Here is an 18,229-nt window from a genome sequence, read left to right on the forward strand (position 1 = left end):
GCGTTTAGGCGATCTTGGTAACTTGGCTCAAAAGTGCCTGAGGCGACGGCCTATTGCGATCGACTGGGATTGTTCAACAAGGGGCACTCCCAGGCCCTCAGGCACGGGAGGCGCGTCACAGCGGCCGTGATGGGTACGTACTCGGTGATGACCAGGGGCAGTTGAGATCAGCCCGGAACCTGGTGACGGACCCGGGCGTCTTAACTCACGACGACCGTGCCCCATCCTCCCGTGGGGGAGGCGGCGAATAAGTACGCGGGACAGCAAACGCCAGGCACCGCCACCCCACGCCACGCTAACGCTCGGCCCCCTAGGGGTTCCCCATGCCGCAGGCTGGGGTGTGATGCGCCAGTTCTACGCACAGCGAAGTGATCCACACATGGTGTGATGTGGCCCGCCGTGTTCCTCGGCGTGTAAACGGAAAGGAACGAGCGCTCATGCGCGAGATCCTCGGAAGGCGACGCAGGCTCCTGTCCCGGCTCACCGGCAGGAAGTCTGACCAGAGTCCTGGTCTGATCGGCGCGGCACTGACCTTTGCGACGGCATGGAAGTGGCCCGTGGTGCCCGGCGTCGGACTCGACCGGCGAGACGGCACCCGCTGCGCCTGCCCCGACCCCGACTGCACGGTGCCAGGAGCTCATCCGCTCGACCCCGGCCTGCTGACCGCGACGACCGACGAGCGCATGGTGCGCTGGTGGTGGACCAACCGCCCGGACGCGCCCATCGTGCTCGCGACCGGCGCGAGCGCCCCCTGCGCCGTCAGCCTGCCCGCGATCGCGGGCGCGCGTGCCCTGGCCGCGCTCGACCAGATGGGCATCAGGCTCGGCCCGGTCGTGGCGACCCGCACCCGTCTCTTCCTGCTCGTCGCGCCGTACTCCATGGAGCAGTTGGGCGAACTGCTGTACGCCAAGGACTTCGTGCCGGGCTCACTGCGCTTCCACGGAGAGGGCGGATATCTCGCGCTGCCGCCCTCCGGGACGGGCCAGGGTCCGGTGCGCTGGGAGCGGGCTCCGCTGCCCGGCTCGGCGGCGCCGTGGGTGCCCGATGTCGAGGCCGTGGTGGACGCGGTGGTCGACGCGCTCACTCGTACGGGTGTGAGCGCGCCCGAGTTGTAGGGGAAATGGGCGCGCGGCGAGCCGGGCGCCCATCAAACGTCGTTAATGTCAGGGACCATGAACCCCCGCCTGATCGCGCTCATGGGCGTCGTGGCCATTACGGTTCTCCTGCCGCTCGCCGGCGCGTCCGCGGGGCCTGTGGGCGACGGTGACGCCGAAGCCAAGCCGTCGGAGCGGTCGGCGGACGCGGCACCGGGGGCGGCGCCGGATCCCGACGCGAAACAGCCCTCCACGGAGAAGTCGGATGCGAAGCGGTCCACTACGGAGGACGCGACTTCGGGCGACCGGTCTTCGGACGGCCGGTCTTCGGACGGCCGGTCCTCAGACGACGCGTCACTCCTCACGGGGCTCGGCCTCGACAGCGCCGCCCAGTGCGGCCCCGAACTCACATCCCCCAAGGGCATCGAGGCCCAGACATGCGTCCTGACCCAGGGGCACGACACCTGGGGGCGCACGTACTACCGCAACACGACCGGTGATGAGCTGAGCGCCGTACTGACCGTCATGGGTCCGGGCGGACGCACCGTCCAGATGCATTGCGCGGTGGGCGCCGCCGACGAGCCGGGGGCGTGCGAGACGCCGCGGGAGCGTACGACGGGGGATGCCGAGGCGTATTCGGCGGTGGTGGAGTTCGCCGACGGGAGTGGCGGTCCGCTGCTCCTGCGCTCCGGGAGCAACTCCGCGCGGCCGAAGGCCAGTTGAGAGCACAGGTCAGACCGGACAGCAGGCCTGGCATGGAAGGGCCCGGTTGCTGGCGACGGGGGATGCACCAGCAACCGGGCTACCTGAACGGTAACAAGAGATCTGCTCTGGGCAAATTCGATCTCGGATATCCAGACAGGGATTTACCTGCGACGACGGGGAGTTGTGACAGGAGTCACCCGTTCCCCGACTGACTGGTGGGTCAGCTAAGCGTCACCTGGCGGTTGGTGAGACCGCCGCGCGCCCGGCGCTCCTCCGGCGTGAGAGGAGCATCGACGGCGAGCGCCGCCGCGAGCCGCTCGGCGAACTCGGCGGCGGGCTTCTCGATGTCCTCGGCGCCCATTCCGCTCGGCAGGTCCCACACCGGCACCGTCAGACCGTGCGCCCGGAAGGAGCCGACCAGCCGGGTCCCTTCGCCGAGACTCGACGTACCGGCCGCGTGCAGCCGGGCGAGCGCGTCGAGGAGCTGCTCCTCGGGGTGCGGCATGACCCAGCGCAGGTGGTTCTTCTCCGGGGTCTCGCACCAGTACGCGGAATCCACGCCGGAGAGCTTCACGGTCGGGATCGCGGCGGCGTTCGCCCGCTCCAGGGACGCGGAGACCTCCGTGGACGCGTTCTCCGAATCCGGGACCCAGAACTCGAAGCCCGCGTGCACGATCGGCTCGAATGCGCCGTCGGGGTCGAGGACGTCCTGAAGGCGCGGCCCGTCGGCGGGGGCACGGCGTGCCTGGACCGGAGAGCCGGGCTCGGCGGTCAGGGCGCGCTGGAGGGTGTCGGCGAGGTCGCGGCTGATGTCGCCGGACGCGGTGTCGTTCTGCAGGCCGAGCAGGACCGAGCCGTCGTCGCGGCGCAGCGCGGGCCAGGCCATCGGCAGGACGGTCGCCAGGGAGACGGAGGGCACGCCGTCCGGCAGCCCGTCCTTGAGGGGCAGTTCGACGGTCGCCGCCGGGACGAGCTCGCGCAGAGCCACCCAGTCGCCCTCGCCGGGCAGGCCTTCGAAGGGGCGGTGCACCAGCTCGGTCACCGCGTGCGCGGCGGCCCGGCCGTGACAGGCCTTGTAACGGCGGCCCGAACCGCAGGGGCAGGGTTCGCGGGCACCGACGACAGGAACCTGCCCGTCCGTCAGCTGAGGCTGCTTGCCCTTGGTCTGAGGGCGCTTCTTGGCCATCTTGGGTGTCTCCCGGATGCGGCTTTCCAGCGTGGCTCTTCGTACGTCTTGGGCGTACGGGCGCGAGCCTAGCCGCTCACCCAAAGGGCGTCGGGATTCAGCCTCGGTCGGCCTGACTCAGTCGAGGTCGTCGAAGGGGTCCGCGTACGCGGAGTCGGCTATCGCGGCACCCGAGGGGGCCGCGACGCGCGTAGCGAAGTCCTCGTGACGGTGCCCGGCATGTACGGCGGCCCACACCGTGACCTCGCCATGGGTGTCGTCACGCACGCCCCACGCATCGGCGAGGGCCGTGATGATGTTGAGCCCACGACCGCCGTGCGCGGTGACCGAGGGCGTGGCCGGAACGGGGCGGGTCGGGCCGCCCCCGTCCGTCACCTCGACGGTCAGCCGTCCTGCCGCGTCCACGCGCCAAGCGGCCAGGACATCACCGTCGCCCACCATTCCTTCGCCCAGCGGTCTGCCGTGCCGACAGGCATTGCTGAGCAATTCCGAAAGGATCAGTACGGCATCGTCGACGACCGATTCCGGCACTCCGTTCCCGCGCAGTTGATCGCGCATACGGTGCCTTGCTTCTCCCACGCCCGCCGGGCCATGGGGTACGGCCATGCTCGACGACGCGGGCACCTCCCGTGCCACCACCAACGCCACCCCCGAGACCTCCTTCGCCCCACGCCACGGTGTGAATGCCCCAATGGACTGGACCGGAAACCGGCCAATCCTTGTGCGGTGACGCACTCGTAACGATCGAATACGGACCGAACGCGCCGGTGCACACCCCGTAACCGCCGTGATGGCGGTTAGCGGCGTCCCAGCTGGGACAGCACTTGCTTGGGGCGATTGGTGATGATGGCGTCGACGCCGAGTTCGGCGCAGAGCTCCACGTCCTCGGGTTCGTTCACGGTCCACACGTGCACCTGATGGCCCGCGCGTTTGAGTTTGGCCACGTAGGCGGGGTGGTTGCGGACGATCCGCATGCCCGGTCCCGCGATCCGAACGCCTTGGGGAAGGCGGCCGTCGCGGTGGCGCGGCGAGACGAACTGCATCAGATAGACCGTCGGCAGGGTCGGGGACGCGGCCCGCACCCGGTGCAGAGAGCGTGCCGAGAAGCTCATGACGCGTACGGGAGAGGGGCCGCCGGCGGGCGGGGCGTCCAGACCGAAGCGCTTCAGTAGAAGAAGCAGCCTTTCCTCCACCTGGCCCGCCCAGCGGGTGGGGTGCTTGGTCTCGATGGCCAGCTGGATGTTGCGCCCCGAAGCGTTGCTTTCGGCCACAAGATCGAGGAGCCGCTCCAGGGTGAGGACGGAGGTGTCCTCCCAGTCGGGGCCTTCGTCGGCCTCACCGTGGTTGTTCTTCCAGGAGCCGAAGTCGAGTGTCGCGAGGTCGGCGAGCTCCAGGGCCGACACGGCTCCTCGGCCGTTCGACGTACGGTTCACGCGGCGGTCGTGGACGCAGACGAGGTGTCCGTCCGCAGTGAGGCGTACATCGCATTCGAGGGCGTCGGCACCGTCCTCGACCGCCTTCTTGTACGCGGCCAGCGTGTGCTCGGGGGCGTCTTCGGAGGCTCCGCGGTGGGCGACGACCTGGATCTGGGGCTGTCGTGCGAGGGTCACCGCGTCATGGTGCCATCACGGGGTACCCGCCGGTGTGCCCACGGTGTGGCGCACGCAGCGCCGGATCCACAGGATCGGCTTATGGTGCCCTGACAGCCCATGGGAAAAGCTGACTGCAGACACATGCACAGTTGGGCACAGCCAGGCCGTGACCGAGAACGACAGCGTGGACCGAGGAGTAGAGCTGTGAGCACCGAGAACGAGGGCAACGAGGTACCCCCGGCCCCGTCAGCGCCTCCTGTGCCGGTGGAAACTCCCGCTGCTTCCGCCGAGCCCGTAGCGCCCGCTTCGACCCCCGACCCCGCGGCGCCGCCTTCCGCGGCGTTCGCCCAGGAACCGGCGGCGCACCAGCCTCCCGCGCACGCCGGTGCCACCGCGGGCGCGCCCCCGCAGGCCTCCGGCGCCGGGGCGTGGCCGCCTCCGCAGCCGCCCGCCGTTCCTTCGTACGCCCAGGGTGGAGGTTCAGGCTCCGGGTGGGGTGCGTCGTACGCGGCGCAGCATCCGGAAGGGCCCAAGCCCGCGGGCAAGCGCGGTGGTCTGATCGCCGCGGTGCTCGTGGCCGCCCTGGTCGCCGGCGGCGTCGGCGGCGGCATCGGCTTCTGGGCGGCCGACCGGAACGACGACAGCACGGGCTCGACCACGGTGTCCGCGTCGAACACCCCGGCCGACCTCAAGCGCGACCCCGGCACGGTCGCCGACATCGCGGGCAAGGCGCTGCCCAGCGTCGTCACCATCGAGGCCCAGGGCGGCAACGGCGAGGGCGGCACGGGCACCGGCTTCGTCTACGACACGCAGGGCCACATCCTCACGAACAACCACGTCGTGGCCTCCGCGGCCGACGGCGGGAAGCTCGCGGCGACGTTCTCGGACGGCAAGAAGTACGACGCCGAGGTGGTCGGCCGCGCCGAGGGCTATGACGTGGCGGTCATCAAGCTCAAGGAGAAGCCCTCGAACCTGAAGCCGCTCCCCCTCGGCAACTCCGACAAGGTGGCCGTCGGCGACTCGACGATCGCCATCGGCGCCCCCTTCGGCCTCTCGAACACGGTCACCACCGGCATCGTCAGCGCCAAGGACCGCCCGGTGACCTCCAGCGACGGCGCCAGCAGCAAGAGCTCGTACATGAGCGCCCTGCAGACCGACGCCTCCATCAACCCCGGCAACTCGGGCGGCCCACTGCTCGACGCGGGCGGCGCGGTCATCGGCATCAACTCCGCGATCAAGCCCGCGGAGAGCGGCGGCGGCCTCGGTGGCGGCGGCGGTCAGTCCGGCTCCATCGGCCTGGGCTTCGCGATCCCGGTGAACCAGGCGAAGAACGTCGCACAGCAGCTGATCAAGAACGGCCAGGCGGTCTACCCCGTGATCGGTGCCTCGGTCTCCCTGGAGGAGAGCACGGGCGGCGCCACGATCTCCCCGGAAGGCGCGAGCGGTTCGGAGGCGGTCACCCCGAACGGCCCCGCGGACAAGGCGGGCCTCAAGCCCGGCGACGTCATCACGAAGCTGGACGACACGGTGATCGACAGCGGTCCGACCCTGATCGGCCAGATCTGGACCCACAAGCCGGGCGACACCGTCGAGATCACGTACAAGCGCGACGGCAAGGAGCACAAGGTCGACGTGGTCCTGGGCCAGCGCAAGGGCGAGAGCTGACCCGCTACTCTTGTCCCCGCACCGCCCTGATCGGCGGTGCGGGGTGGGTTGCCCGAGCGGCCTAAGGGAACGGTCTTGAAAACCGTCGAGGCGCAAGCCTCCGTGGGTTCAAATCCCACACCCACCGCAGTGGTTGAGAGCCTCTGACCAGCAACATCGGTCGGAGGCTCTCCGCTTTTCGCGTCCCTGCGGCTGGATGAAACCGGGCTACTCCACGTGGGCGCCGCCCGGCGAGCCTAGGAGAAGGTGCGGGCCGAGTGCGGTGTCGTTCTCCGCGGAGATCACTGGATCCGACTCAGAGGAGACACTCGTGTTGAAGCGCATCGCATCCGCCCTCGCCGTGGCCACCGTCGCAGGGTTCCTGGCGGCCGGCACCGCCGTCGCCGACGACCCGGGCACCACCTTCAGCGAGGGCCGCTACGCAGGCCAGACCTTCACCAACATGGGCGGTCCCTACGGGATCACCACCGGCGGTCAGGCGGACGGCGGCCACCGGGACGGAACCACGCTCCACGGCTTCGGCTTCGACGGCTGACCTTCTCTGCCGCAGCGAAAGGGTGTCTCTCACCGGGAGGCACCCTTTTCCCGTCCGAGAGGCGCTGAGGGGGTGGTGCCAGCGACACCCCCGAGAGGCCGGGTCACCGGATGCCGCGGGCCGATCGGATTCGCGAACGTGGAGGACGTCAGCACGGCACTCCCCGGCAACGTCCCCACCGCGAAGATTCGAGGCCCGTCATGAGCACCAGCGCACTGCCGTACGCAGCCGCTCCCTCCGCTCCCGCTGCTCCCGCCGGTCTTTCCCCCGTGGGCTCCTCGGAGGTTCCGGAGTCCCCGGGCTTCTGGCGGGCGCCGTTCGCCGCCTCCACGTACCGGGAGATCGGCTACACCGTGACGTCGCTGCCCGTCGCCATCGTGGGCTTCACCTTCGCCGTGACGATGTTCGCGCTCGGCGTGAGCCTGTTCGTCACGGTGCTCGGACTGCCGGTCCTCGCCGCCGCATTGGCCGGGGCACGAGGGCTCGGAGCCGCCGAGCGGGGGCGGGCGCGGACGCAGCTGGGGCTTGAGGTCGCCGGTCCCGCCGCCGTGGAGAGGCCGCGGGACGCGGGTGCGTGGGAGGGGTGCGGGCACGGCTGTCGGACGGTGCGGGCTGGCGGGCGCTGCTCTTCCAGTTCGTGATGTTCCCGTCGCGGGTGGTGTCCTTCGTTCTCAGCGTGACCTTCCTGGTCACCGGCTGGGTGGTCGCGCTCCTTCCGGCGTACTCCTGGGTGTTCCCGCGCTACGTCGACTGGCCCGGCTACCGGCTGTTCGACTACACCTCCGGCGGTGAGCGCCACGCGTTCTACCTGGAGTCGCCGGTGCAGATCGCGGGGGCGTCCCTTGTCGGCCTCGCCATCGTCTTCCTCACTCCGAAGCTGGTCCGTGCGCTGACGAACATCGACCGTGCGGCGGTGCGTTCGCTGCTCGGCAAGAGCTAGGGGCCAAGAGCTGAGGGCTAAGGGCTAGGGCTAAGGGCTGAGGGGCGTCCGCGTTACGCGTGCCCCGTCAGCCGTGCCGCCGACGCGATCGTCGAGCGCGCCTCGTGCTCCGTCAGGCCGACCCGGAGCGCGGCATCGGTGAGGTCATCGGTCAGGGACTCGCCGATGCCGTTCTCGTAGGCGCGGCAAGCGGCCCAGAACAGGCGGGTGTTGCGCTGGCCCTCGTGCGCGGCGAGCACGAACTGGACCAGGCCCTGGCCCCGTTGGACCGGCGCCGGGACCGGCGTATGCGGGAGCGCGGGCTGGTGGATGCGGGGCGGCGGCGTGAGCAGGCGCAGCAGGGCGGGCGGGCAGCTCGCCGGAGGGAGATGCGCGGTGCCGGCCACGGCGCTGTAGACACCGTGTTCGGTGCGCGAACCGGGGCCGACGAGATAGCCGCCCGCGCCCCGGATGTCGATGCCGGGGGCGAGGCGGCCCGCCGAGTTGGGGATGACGGCATCGGGCGGACCCGCGAGCCAGATGTGGCGGCCGCCGCTCGGGGTCGCCACGACAACCGTGGCCGGGATCGTGAACAGGTGGCGCAGCGCCAGTTCCCGCAGGGCCGCCGGAGCGTCCGTACCGGACTTGGTGTCCAGGTCGATGCCGATCAGGTGGTGCGGCGGCAGCCCGCACGCGATGCCGTAGCCGGTGGCCCAGGGGGCGGCGGTGAAGAGCTCGCGGATACGGCGCGGATCGGTCGACGCGTCGTACACGCCGTGTCCGGGGCGGCCGCATTCGCCGTGGCAGGGGGTCGGTTCGGGCTGCTCGTGGTGGGGGGAGCGGAGCGCCGGCAGCTTGGTGCGGGAGAGCGGGATGACGGCGAGACCGCGTTCGGCGGCGGACAGGGCGTGGGCGAGTGCGAGCGTCGTGGCATGGCGGTCGATGGTGGCCATGCCGCCATTTTCGTACAAGCGTTCGAAGAAGGGAAGGGGGGCTCGCGCGACGCGCGGGCGAAACGCGGGTATGACCGCCGATCTGCACGAAGTGGCGGAACGCTTCAGCACGTGCGGCGCCTGGGTTTGGTCGGGGTTCCTGGGGCTGAGCTGGGGCTATGGGGGAGCGAAGCGTGTTTATCGACTTGTACTCACGCTTGCGGGGGAATCAGGGCTTCCGGGGTGGTTCGCCGGGGATTCGGTGGGCAACTCTGGACTCGCGACGTCGTGCAGAACCCCCCGGTGCGGTCGGCCAACTGCCTGGGAAACAGCCGTACTTCAGGTACCTCCGGCATCTCGCCGGTGCGTATCCCCGTTCTGGAGGAATTGACATGGCAAGCATCCGTACCGCTCGCGTCATCGCTGCCGCCGCAGCCCTGCCCCTGGCCGCCGCACTCTTCTCGGGTGTCGCGATGGCCGACAACGGCGCCTTCGCGGACGACGGATCGAATGCGGGCGTGGCGACCGTCAACGGCAGCGGCGTCGGCGGCAACAACAACGGCAACTCGTCCACGTCGCAGCAGCAGGCGGTCGGCTCGGGCGCCTCGAACCAGAACAACACCGCCCAGGTGAACGGCTCGGCGTTCACGGCGATCGACCAGTCGAACGAGAACATCGCCGTCAACTTCACCCATCTCTGGTGAAGCAACGGCCCACGGGGTAGCTCCTGGGGTCAGCTCGATGGGGTGTGTGGCGTTCTGCGCGGCGGTGCATCTGCACCGCCGCGCAGGCGCGTTCGAGGTCGGGCGAGGCGGCTCCCCCCGTTGTGGGTCGGGCGAGGCGGCTGCCCCCGGCACAGGAGGTGGGCCGAGGCGGCTGCCCCCGCATCTGAGGTGGCTGCCCCCGCATCCGGGGTGATCTCTTGACACCGCGACAGTTTCTGACGGACAGTCAGAAACCATTGTCGGTGCGACGCCCGTACGCGAAGGAGAGGCCGCCGCCGTGCACCTCGCCCCCACCGAACGCCAACAGCAGCTGCGCGCCGAACTGCGCGCGTACTTCGCCGATCTGATGCCAGGAGGGCCGCCCGCAGGGGGCGACCTGGAGGGGCAGCGCCGGCTGCTGCGGCGCATAGGGGCCGACGGCATGCTCGGCCTCGGGTGGCCGGTCGAGTACGGCGGGCAGGGGCGCGGACCCGACGAGCAGTTCGTCTTCTTCGACGAGGCCTACTGCGCGGGCGCACCCGTGTCGATGGTCACCCTGAACACCGTCGGGCCGACCCTCATGAAGTACGGCACCGAGGAGCAGAAGGCCGCCTTCCTGCCGCGCATCCTCAGCGGTGACCTCGTCTTCGCGATCGGGTACAGCGAGCCGTCGGCGGGGACCGATCTGGCCTCGCTGCGGACGAGAGCGGTGCGCGAGGGCGATGGGCCCGACGGCGCGTGGGTCATCGACGGGCAGAAGATCTTCACGTCGAACGCCCAGAACGCCGACTGGATCTGGCTGGCCTGCCGCACCGACCCCGAGGCCCCCAAGCACCAAGGAATCTCGATCATCCTCGTGCCGACCGACGCGCCCGGTTTCTCGTGGACGCCGATCGAGACGGTGGGCGGCCTGACGACGACGGCGACGTACTACGACCAGATCCGCGTGCCCGCCACGCATCTGGTCGGCGACGAGAACGGCGGCTGGGGGCTGATCACCAACCAGCTCAACCACGAGCGGGTGGCACTCGCCGCGATCGGTATGCAGGCCGAGGATTTCTACGACGCGGCCCTCGCCTTCGCCCGTACGCCCGATCCGATGACGGGCGAACGCCGGATTGACGCTCCGTGGGTCCGGTCGAGACTGGCCGAAGCGCAGGCGCGGCTGGCGGCAACGCGCCTGCTCAACTGGCGTTTGGTGGGGGATGTCGGGGCGGGTGTGCTGGCGCCGGGAGACGCGAGCGGCGTGAAAGTCGTGGGAACCGAATCGGCCGTGGAGGTGTACCGAATATGTCAGGAAGTCACGGGCGAGGCGGGTCTGGTGCGGGCCGGTTCACCCGGGTCCCTGGCGCTCGGCACGGGCGGTGAGGGGGAGTTGGAGCGGATGAACAGGGCGGCACAGATCAATACGTTCGGGGGCGGGGTGAGCGAGGTGCAGCGGGAGATCGTGGCGACGATGCGCCTCGGGATGCGGAGGGGACGGCGGTGACCGATCTTTCGTACGAGACGCTGAAGACGTTCGAGGGGCGAGCGGCCGCCACGTCGGGTGTGGGCAAGGACCTGGTCAACGAGCCGATGATCCGGCACTGGTGCGAGGCCATGGGAGACGTCAACTTGGCCTATGCGGGGGCGGATCCGATCGCGCCGCCGACCATGCTCCAGGCCTGGACGATGGGCGGGCTCTCCGGGCACCAGGGACGGTCGGCTGCCTACGACGAGTTGTTCGCGCTCCTGGACGGCGCGGGGTACACCTCGGTCGTCGCCACGGACTGCGAGCAGGAGTATCTGCGGGCGCTGCGGCCGGGGGACGAGATCACCTTCGACGCGGTCATCGAGTCGGTGTCGGAGCGCAAGACGACCAAGCTGGGCACGGGGCATTTCGTCACGACGCGGATGGACGTCAGAGCGGGCGGCGAGCCGGCGGGTACGCATCGCTTCCGCATCCTCAAGTACGCACCGGCGGCGCGGAAACCACAGGGCAAGAGGCCCCGCCCTGTGATCAACCGGGACAACGCCGGGTTCTGGGAAGGCGTGGCCCGGCACCAGCTCCTGATCCAGCGCTGCGGCGGCTGCCGGACACTGCGCTTCCCTTGGCTGCCCGGCTGCAATGCCTGCGGGTCGCTCGAATGGGACACGGTCGAGGCGAGCGGCGAGGGCACGGTCTATTCGTACGTGGTCATGCACCACCCGCCCTTCCCCGCCTTCGATCCGCCGTACGCCGTCGGGCTCATCGACCTGGCGGAGGGCGTGCGCATGGTCAGCAATGTGGTGGGCGTGCCCAGCGACAAGGTGCGGATCGGACAGCCGGTGCGGCTCGAATTCCAGCAGGTGGACAAGGAGCTGGAGCTCCCGGTGTTCCGGGCCGTCGAAGGCATGATCGGCACGGCGGGGGGCGAGGTCTGACATGGACTTCACGCCCACGGAGGAGCAGACCGCCGCGCGGGAGCTCGCCGGAGAGATCTTCGGGGACCTGTCCACACCCGAGCGGCTCGCGGCGGCGGGCACGGGGTCGGATGCCGAGCTGTGGAAGGCCCTGTGCGCGGCGGGGCTGCCCGGCGCGGTGGAGGATGTCGGGCTGCTCGGGCTCGTCCTGCTGCTCGAGGAGCAGGGGCGGGTGACGGCACAGGTGCCGTTCGCGGCGAGCTGTGTCTATGGGCTGCTCGCGGTGGCGGCGCATGGCACGGAGGAGCAGCGGACGCGGCTGCTGCCGGGGCTGCGGGACGGTACGGCGGTGGCGGCGGGGGCGTTTCCGGCGCGGGGCGGCGTAGTGGTGGCCTCCGTGGATGGGGCGCCGTTTGACGGACCGACCGGGGCGCCTGCCGGGGAGCCGGAGCTGGCCGGGACGCTGACCGGGGTGGTGCCGTGGGTGCCATGGCTGCGGGACGCCACGGAGGTCCTGGTCGCGGTGCGCGATCCCGCGCCGCGGGGCGGCCACAGCCTGTGGAGGGTGCGGGTGGCCGACGCGGGGACGGAGCCGGTGGATCTGACCGCGCCCTGGGCGGCGGGGCGGCTGGTCCTTGACGGGGTTCCTGGGGAGCGGATCGGCGGAGAAGGGGCGTACGACGACGTCCTTGCGAGCGCGCGAACAGCCTTCGCCGGGCTGCAGGCCGGGGTGTGCGCGGGGTCGTTGGCCCGTGCGGTGGCCCACACGAACGAGCGGGAGCAGTTCGGCAGGCCGCTCGCGTCCAAGCAAGGGGTCCAACTGCGGGCGGCGGACGCCCATATGGACACCGAGGCGATACGGGTCACGGCGTACGAGGCCGCCTGGCGGCGTGACGCCGGACTGCCGTACGGCACGCATGCGCTGACTGCCGCGTGGTGGGCATCGGAGGCGGGCAAGCGCGTCGTGCACGCGGGCCAGCATCTGCACGGCGGCATGGGGGCCGACCTCGACCATCCCGTGCACCGGCACTTCCTGTGGGGGCGGCAGCTGGACGCGTACCTCGGCTGCGGGAGCGAAGTCCTCCAGGAAATGGGCGACTTGATAGCGGAGAACGCGGAGAACGCGGAGGACGCAGAGAACGCGGAGAGCGCCGAGAGCAAGCACAGCGTCCAGAGCGAGCAGCGCAGCGTCCAGAGCGAGCAGCGCAGCGTCCGGAGCACGCAGCACAGCGTCCGGAGCACGCAGCACAGCGTCCAGGGCAAGCACGACACCGTGCAGGAGGAGACGGCATGACCGGGGGACAGTACGCGGCAGGAGGTGGCGGTGTGAGGGTCGGTGATGAGCTGGCGGAGCTCACCATCCCGGTCACCCGGACACTGATCGTCTCCGGTGCGATCGCGTCGCGGGACTACCAGGACGTGCACCACGACTCGGTGATCGCCCAGGAGAGGGGCTCCCCCGACATCTTCATGAACATCCTGACGACGAACGGCCTGGTCGGCCGGTTCATCACGGACCACTTCGGGTCCGGGGCGATCCTCCGAAAGGTGGCGATCCGGCTGGGTGCGCCCAACTACCCCGGAGACACGATGGTATTGAGCGGTTCCGTGGAGAAGGTCGACGGCGACACGGCCACGGTGAAGGTGGTCGGGGCCAACGGCATCGGCAAGCACGTCACCGGCACGGTCACGGTCACGGTTCCGGTCACGGTTCCGGGCGGGACGTCGGCAGGGGGCGCGGCATGAGCGTACGTACGCGCGATCTCCTCGGAGGGAAGGCCGCCGTCGTCGGGATCGGGGCCACCGAGTTCTCCAAGGACTCGGGGCGCAGTGAGCTCAGGCTCGCCGTGGAGGCGGTGGGCCTCGCGCTCGAGGACGCCGGGCTCGGTCCCGGGGACGTCGACGGCATGGTCACGTTCACGATGGACACGAACCCGGAGATCACCGTCGCGCAGGCGGCGGGGATCGGGGAGCTCTCGTTCTTCTCGCGCGTTCACTACGGCGGAGGCGCGGCCTGCGCGACCGTCCAGCAGGCGGCCCTCGCGGTGGCGACGGGAGTGGCCGAAGTCGTCGTCTGCTATCGCGCGTTCAACGAGCGCTCGGGGCGCCGGTTCGGCTCGGGCGTGCAGCACCGCGAGCCGTCGGCGGAGGGCGCGGCGCTCGGCTGGGCCCTGCCCTTCGGGCTGCTGACCCCCGCCTCCTGGGTGGCGATGGCGGCCCAGCGCTATCTGCACACCTACGGCCTCACCCCCGACGCCTTCGGCCATGTGGCGGTCACCGACCGGAAGTACGCGGCGACGAACCCTGCGGCCTATTTCCACGGGAAGCCGATCACGCTCGCCGATCACGCGGCCTCGCGCTGGATCGTCGAGCCGCTGCGGCTCCTGGACTGCTGCCAGGAGACCGACGGCGGGCAGGCGATCGTCGTGACGAGCGTGGAGCGGGCCCGGGATCTGCCGAAGCCGGCGGCGGTGATCACGGCAGCGGCCCAGGGCGCGGGCCGGGCGCAGGAGCAGATGACCAGCTTCTACCGCGACGACCTGAGCGGGCTGCCCGAGATGAGCGTGGTGGCACGGCAGTTGTGGCGGAGCTCCGGTCTCGCGCCCGGTGACATCGACGTGGGCATTCTCTACGACCACTTCACGCCGTTCGTGCTGATGCAGCTGGAGGAGTTCGGCTTCTGCGGACCGGGTGAGGCGGCGGACTTCGTGGCCGAGGAGACGCTGCCGCTGAACACGCACGGAGGGCAGCTCGGGGAGGCGTATCTGCACGGGATGAACGGCATAGCGGAGGCGGTCAGACAGGTGCGCGGCACGTCCGTGAACCAGATACCGGGCGCCGCGCGCACTCTGGTCACCGCGGGCACCGGTGTCCCCACATCGGGGTTGATTCTGGCGGCGGACGGCTGAACGCGCGCGTGTCCCGGGCTGGGCGCGGTCGCAGGGCCCTTCACTCGGCGTATGCGCTGCCGAAAGCTGATGATGGGACTTGTCCTCGCCGTCGCCCTCGCCGCTCTGGCCGTGTGCGTGCCACCGACCGGCGCCGCGAGCAGACCCGAGGCCGAGGGGTTCGGGGCAGAAGGGCGCGGGGCAGAAGGGCTCGGCGCAGAGGGGCGCGGGGCAGGGGCGGCGGATCGTGGCGCCGGGTGGGCGCCCGGGGTCTCGACCTTCCGAGGCTGGGCCTTCGACACCTGCCTCGCCCCGTCCGTAGGCACGATGCGCCGCTGGAAGGCCTCCGACTACCAAGCGGTGGGCATCTATTACGCGGGCCGCGGCCGTGCGTGCAAGCGCCAGCCGGAGCTGACCCGCGGCTGGATGCGCGCGGTGCGGGGGATGGGATGGAAGGTGCTGCCGGTGTACGTCGGTTCACAGTCCCCCTGTGTCACCGCCAAGCACAAGAAGGACGTACGCATGGGACGGCACCCCTGGAGGCAGGGGACGCGGGAGGGACGTGACGCGGTACGGAAGGCGAAGGCGCTGGGGATGCGGCAGCTCAGCCCGCTCTATCTGGACATGGAGGCCTACACCCACCGGAAGAAGAAGTGCGCCAGGACCACCCTGGCCTTCGTGCGGGCCTGGGACCGCGAGGTGCGCAGGCTCGGGTTCGTCCCGGGGTTCTACAGCAGTGCGAACTCCGGCGTACGGCACATGGAGGCGGCGCGGCGGGCAGGGGTGCGGGATCTGCCGGCGGTGATGTGGTTCGCGCGCTGGCACGTGCGGCCGCACCTGTATCGCGAGCCCGCACTGCGGAGGAACGCGTGGCATCCTGAGCGGCGGATCCACCAGTACGCGGGGAACGTGAAGGAGCGGCACGGCGGGCGCACGCTCAAGATCGACCGGAACCTCATGCACGCGCCGGTGGCCCGCATCCGCTAGGCCGCAGGCGCGCCCTCTCAGGGATGAACCCTCAGAGGTCTGCTCTGCCTCCTCCACCTTCAGGAGGTGGGGCTACCACCCCGCGTACAACCTGAGGCGGACACGGCTTAGGGACCTGCGGCCGATCCGCTGAAGTAGGGGGCGCTTCTAGCGTGGAGCCATGACCGTATCCATGGTGCCCATGTGCACCAGCGCATCGAAGGCCGCGACGCGGACAGCGAGTCCTTCGGCGTATCCGTCGTTCGCGTCGTACGTACGGGCACGTCAGCCCGTGTTGTTGCGCACCGCGCGCTCGCTGACCGCGAATCCGAGCGATGCCGAGGATCTGCTGCAGACCGCCCTCACCAAAACCTATGTCGCGTGGGACCGGATCGAGGACCATCGGGCGCTCGACGGCTATGTCCGCCGGGCCCTGCTGAACACCCGGACCTCGCAGTGGCGCAAGCGCAAGGTCGACGAGTTCGCGTGTGACGAGCTTCCCGAGCCCGAGGTGACGCCGGTCGCGGATCCGGCGGAGCAGCAGGTGCTCAGGGACGCGATGTGGCGCGCGATCATGAAGCTGCCCGCGCGGCAGCGGGCGATGGTCGTCCTGCGGTACTACGAGGACCTCAGCGAGGCCCAGACGGCCGAGGTGCTCGGAGTGTCCATCGGCACCGTCAAGAGCGCGGTCTCGCGTGCGCTCGGCAAGCTGCGCGAGGACCCGGAACTCACCCCGGTCCGGTGACCGGACGCGCCCCGGTCCGGTGACCGGACGCACGCCGGTCCGGTGATCGCCGCAGTTCCGCGGGACCTTTCTTCTCCCGTACTAGTGACATACCGTGCGGTATGCGGCAAGAATCTGGCGAGCCCTACTGCCAGGTAGGTCATCCGGGAGCCGCCCTGGATGAATGCCGCGCGCCCACCGGGAGGACGCCGTGCTGAGCACGATGCAGGACGTACCACTGACCGTCACCCGCATCCTCCGGCACGGGACAACCGTGCACGGGTCGTCGCAGGTCACCACATGGACCGGCGAGGCCGCTCCGCAGCGCCGCAGCTTCCGTGAGATCGGTGAACGCTCCGCCCAGCTGGCGCACGCGCTGCGCGAGGACCTCGGGGTCGATGGCGACGAGCGAATTGCCACCTTTATGTGGAATAACGCTGAACACGTCGAGGCATACTTCGCGGTCCCCTGTATGGGCGCCGTCCTGCACACCCTCAATCTCCGGCTGCCCGCCGACCAGTTGACCTGGATCGTGAACCACGCGGCCGACCGCGTCATCATCGTCAACGGCTCCCTCATCCCGCTCCTCGCGCCCCTGCTGCCGCAGTTGCCGACGGTCGAGCACCTGGTGGTCTCGGGCCCCGGCGACCGTTCGCCGCTGGCCGGGATCCAGGCGCAGGTGCACGAGTACGAGGACCTGCTCGCCGCCAAGCCCACGACGTACGACTGGCCCGAGCTGGACGAGCGCACGGCCGCCGCCATGTGCTACACCTCCGGCACCACCGGCGACCCCAAGGGCGTCGTCTACTCCCACCGCTCCATCTACCTGCACTCCATGCAGGTCAACATGAGCGAGTCCATGGGCCTGACGGACGCCGACACCACGCTCGTCGTCGTCCCGCAGTTCCACGTCAACGCCTGGGGTCTGCCGCACGCGACCCTGATGGCCGGCGTGAACATGCTGATGCCGGACCGCTTCCTCCAGCCCGCCCCGCTCGCCGAGATGATCGAGACGGAGCGGCCCACGCACGCGGCCGCCGTCCCCACCATCTGGCAGGGCCTGCTCGCCGAACTCACCGCGAAGCCGCGTGACGTCAGCTCGCTCGGCCAGGTCACCATCGGCGGCTCGGCCTGCCCGCCCTCGCTGATGGAGGCCTTCGACAAGCTGGGCATGCGGGTCTGCCACGCCTGGGGCATGACCGAGACCTCCCCGCTCGGCACGGTCGCCCGCCCGCCGGCCAAGTCCATCGGCACGGACGAGGAGTTCGGCTACCGCCTCACGCAGGGCCGCTTCCCGACCGGAGTCGAGGCCCGCCTGGTCGGCCCCGGCGGCGAGCACCTGCCGTGGGACGGCGAGGCGGCAGGCGAGCTGGAGGTGCGCGGGCCGTGGATCGCGGGCGCGTACTACGGCGGCGCGGGCGGCGAGGCCCTCAAGCCCGAGGACAAGTTCAGCGCGGACGGCTGGCTGAAGACCGGCGACGTCGGCGTGATCACCCCCGACGGCTTCCTGACGCTCACCGACCGTGCGAAGGACGTCATCAAGTCGGGCGGCGAGTGGATCTCCAGCGTCGAACTGGAGAACGCGATCATGGCCCACCCGGACGTCGCCGAGGCGGCGGTCGTCGCCGTCCCCGACGACAAGTGGGGCGAACGCCCGCTCGCCACGGTCGTGTTGAAGGAGGGCGCGAGCCTCGAGTACGCCGCCCTGCGCGACTTCCTCGCGGGCACCATCGCCAAGTGGCAGCTGCCCGAGCGCTGGGCGATCGTGCCCGCCGTACCCAAGACGAGCGTCGGCAAGTTCGACAAGAAGGTGCTGCGCAGGCAGTACGCGGCCGGGGAGCTGGACGTCACGAAGCTCTGACGCGAGGCCTGACAGCGGGTTGATGCGCCGCGCCCCCGGCCGGGGGCGCGGCGCATCGCCGTACTCCGAGGCCTAG

Annotated in this window: 17 protein-coding genes, 1 tRNA gene and 1 pseudogene; 15 read left to right on the forward strand and 4 right to left on the reverse strand. The window is 70.5% G+C overall.

The annotated features are described in order from the left end of the window. The first annotated feature begins 437 nt into the window (after nucleotides 1–437). On the forward strand, nucleotides 438–1,115 hold the full coding sequence (locus M4V62_RS22050; protein ID WP_249588968.1) for a bifunctional DNA primase/polymerase: 678 nt from the start codon (nucleotides 438–440) through the stop codon (nucleotides 1,113–1,115). Nucleotides 1,116–1,172: 57 nt separating this feature from the next. After that, entirely contained in the window at nucleotides 1,173–1,817 is a 645-nt protein-coding gene (locus tag M4V62_RS22055) for a hypothetical protein (RefSeq protein ID WP_249588969.1), read from the forward strand. Nucleotides 1,818–2,019: 202 nt separating this feature from the next. On the opposite strand, the gene M4V62_RS22060 is transcribed toward M4V62_RS22055, so the two are convergent. The 3 genes from M4V62_RS22060 to M4V62_RS22070 all read right to left on the reverse strand — a co-directional run bounded on the left by M4V62_RS22060 (nucleotide 2,020) and on the right by M4V62_RS22070 (nucleotide 4,595). Then, nucleotides 2,020–2,985 (reverse strand): DUF5926 family protein, encoded by a 966-nt coding sequence (locus tag M4V62_RS22060; RefSeq protein ID WP_249588970.1) that lies wholly within the window; start codon nucleotides 2,983–2,985, stop codon nucleotides 2,020–2,022. A gap of 117 nt (nucleotides 2,986–3,102) precedes the next feature. Further along, nucleotides 3,103–3,720 carry an ATP-binding protein gene (locus M4V62_RS22065; protein WP_249588971.1) on the reverse strand — a complete coding sequence of 206 codons (618 nt, stop codon included), beginning with the start codon at nucleotides 3,718–3,720 and terminating at the stop codon, nucleotides 3,103–3,105. Nucleotides 3,721–3,782: 62 nt separating this feature from the next. After that, a complete protein-coding gene (locus M4V62_RS22070) occupies nucleotides 3,783–4,595 on the reverse strand; it encodes a glycerophosphodiester phosphodiesterase (protein WP_249588972.1) in 813 nt (270 codons plus the stop codon). 186 nt (nucleotides 4,596–4,781) lie between these two features. On the opposite strand from M4V62_RS22070, the gene M4V62_RS22075 reads away from it, so the two are divergent. The 4 genes and pseudogenes from M4V62_RS22075 (at nucleotide 4,782) to M4V62_RS22090 (ending at nucleotide 7,717) form a co-directional block, all read left to right on the forward strand. After that, complete coding sequence (locus M4V62_RS22075; RefSeq protein ID WP_249588973.1) at nucleotides 4,782–6,242, forward strand: S1C family serine protease; 1,461 nt, start codon at nucleotides 4,782–4,784, stop codon at nucleotides 6,240–6,242. Between the two features lie 42 nt (nucleotides 6,243–6,284). Next, nucleotides 6,285–6,369 (forward strand) — tRNA-Ser (locus tag M4V62_RS22080). A gap of 183 nt (nucleotides 6,370–6,552) precedes the next feature. Then, the gene (locus tag M4V62_RS22085) at nucleotides 6,553–6,777 is read left to right on the forward strand and encodes a hypothetical protein (protein WP_249588974.1); all 225 of its coding nucleotides are present in this window, start codon (nucleotides 6,553–6,555) and stop codon (nucleotides 6,775–6,777) included. A 401-nt stretch (nucleotides 6,778–7,178) separates the two neighbouring features. Continuing rightward, nucleotides 7,179–7,717: pseudogene (locus M4V62_RS22090) on the forward strand (sensor domain-containing protein). A gap of 53 nt (nucleotides 7,718–7,770) precedes the next feature. Here M4V62_RS22090 and M4V62_RS22095 read toward each other — a convergent pair. Beyond that, nucleotides 7,771–8,649, reverse strand: coding sequence for a bifunctional DNA primase/polymerase (locus M4V62_RS22095; RefSeq protein ID WP_249588975.1), 879 nt, complete (start codon nucleotides 8,647–8,649; stop codon nucleotides 7,771–7,773). A gap of 371 nt (nucleotides 8,650–9,020) precedes the next feature. Between M4V62_RS22095 and M4V62_RS22100 the strand changes: the two genes are divergently transcribed. The 9 genes from M4V62_RS22100 (at nucleotide 9,021) to M4V62_RS22140 (ending at nucleotide 18,153) form a co-directional block, all read left to right on the forward strand. Next, nucleotides 9,021–9,332, forward strand: coding sequence for a hypothetical protein (locus tag M4V62_RS22100; RefSeq protein WP_249588976.1), 312 nt, complete (start codon nucleotides 9,021–9,023; stop codon nucleotides 9,330–9,332). Nucleotides 9,333–9,630: 298 nt separating this feature from the next. After that, nucleotides 9,631–10,821: an acyl-CoA dehydrogenase family protein gene (locus M4V62_RS22105; protein WP_249588977.1), complete on the forward strand. Its 1,191-nt coding sequence runs from the start codon at nucleotides 9,631–9,633 to the stop codon at nucleotides 10,819–10,821. Next, nucleotides 10,818–11,735, forward strand: a complete 918-nt coding sequence (locus tag M4V62_RS22110) for a bifunctional MaoC family dehydratase N-terminal/OB-fold nucleic acid binding domain-containing protein (protein ID WP_249588978.1) — start codon at nucleotides 10,818–10,820, stop codon at nucleotides 11,733–11,735. Before M4V62_RS22105 ends, M4V62_RS22110 begins: the two co-directional genes overlap by 4 nt. Before the next feature lies 1 nt (nucleotide 11,736). Continuing rightward, nucleotides 11,737–13,008 carry an acyl-CoA dehydrogenase family protein gene (locus M4V62_RS22115; protein ID WP_249588979.1) on the forward strand — a complete coding sequence of 424 codons (1,272 nt, stop codon included), beginning with the start codon at nucleotides 11,737–11,739 and terminating at the stop codon, nucleotides 13,006–13,008. Further along, entirely contained in the window at nucleotides 13,005–13,460 is a 456-nt protein-coding gene (locus M4V62_RS22120) for a MaoC family dehydratase (protein ID WP_425575110.1), read from the forward strand. Before M4V62_RS22115 ends, M4V62_RS22120 begins: the two co-directional genes overlap by 4 nt. Further along, nucleotides 13,457–14,623, forward strand: a complete 1,167-nt coding sequence (locus tag M4V62_RS22125) for a lipid-transfer protein (RefSeq protein ID WP_249588980.1) — start codon at nucleotides 13,457–13,459, stop codon at nucleotides 14,621–14,623. Before M4V62_RS22120 ends, M4V62_RS22125 begins: the two co-directional genes overlap by 4 nt. A 51-nt stretch (nucleotides 14,624–14,674) precedes the next feature. Beyond that, on the forward strand, nucleotides 14,675–15,589 hold the full coding sequence (locus tag M4V62_RS22130) for a DUF1906 domain-containing protein (RefSeq protein WP_249588981.1): 915 nt from the start codon (nucleotides 14,675–14,677) through the stop codon (nucleotides 15,587–15,589). Nucleotides 15,590–15,749: 160 nt separating this feature from the next. Further along, complete coding sequence (locus M4V62_RS22135) at nucleotides 15,750–16,313, forward strand: SigE family RNA polymerase sigma factor (protein ID WP_249588982.1); 564 nt, start codon at nucleotides 15,750–15,752, stop codon at nucleotides 16,311–16,313. 190 nt (nucleotides 16,314–16,503) lie between these two features. Further along, nucleotides 16,504–18,153: a long-chain fatty acid--CoA ligase gene (locus tag M4V62_RS22140; RefSeq protein WP_249588983.1), complete on the forward strand. Its 1,650-nt coding sequence runs from the start codon at nucleotides 16,504–16,506 to the stop codon at nucleotides 18,151–18,153. Nucleotides 18,154–18,229: the final 76 nt, after the last annotated feature.

Source organism: Streptomyces durmitorensis (genome assembly GCF_023498005.1).
Taxonomy (GTDB): Bacteria; Actinomycetota; Actinomycetes; order Streptomycetales; family Streptomycetaceae; genus Streptomyces; species Streptomyces durmitorensis.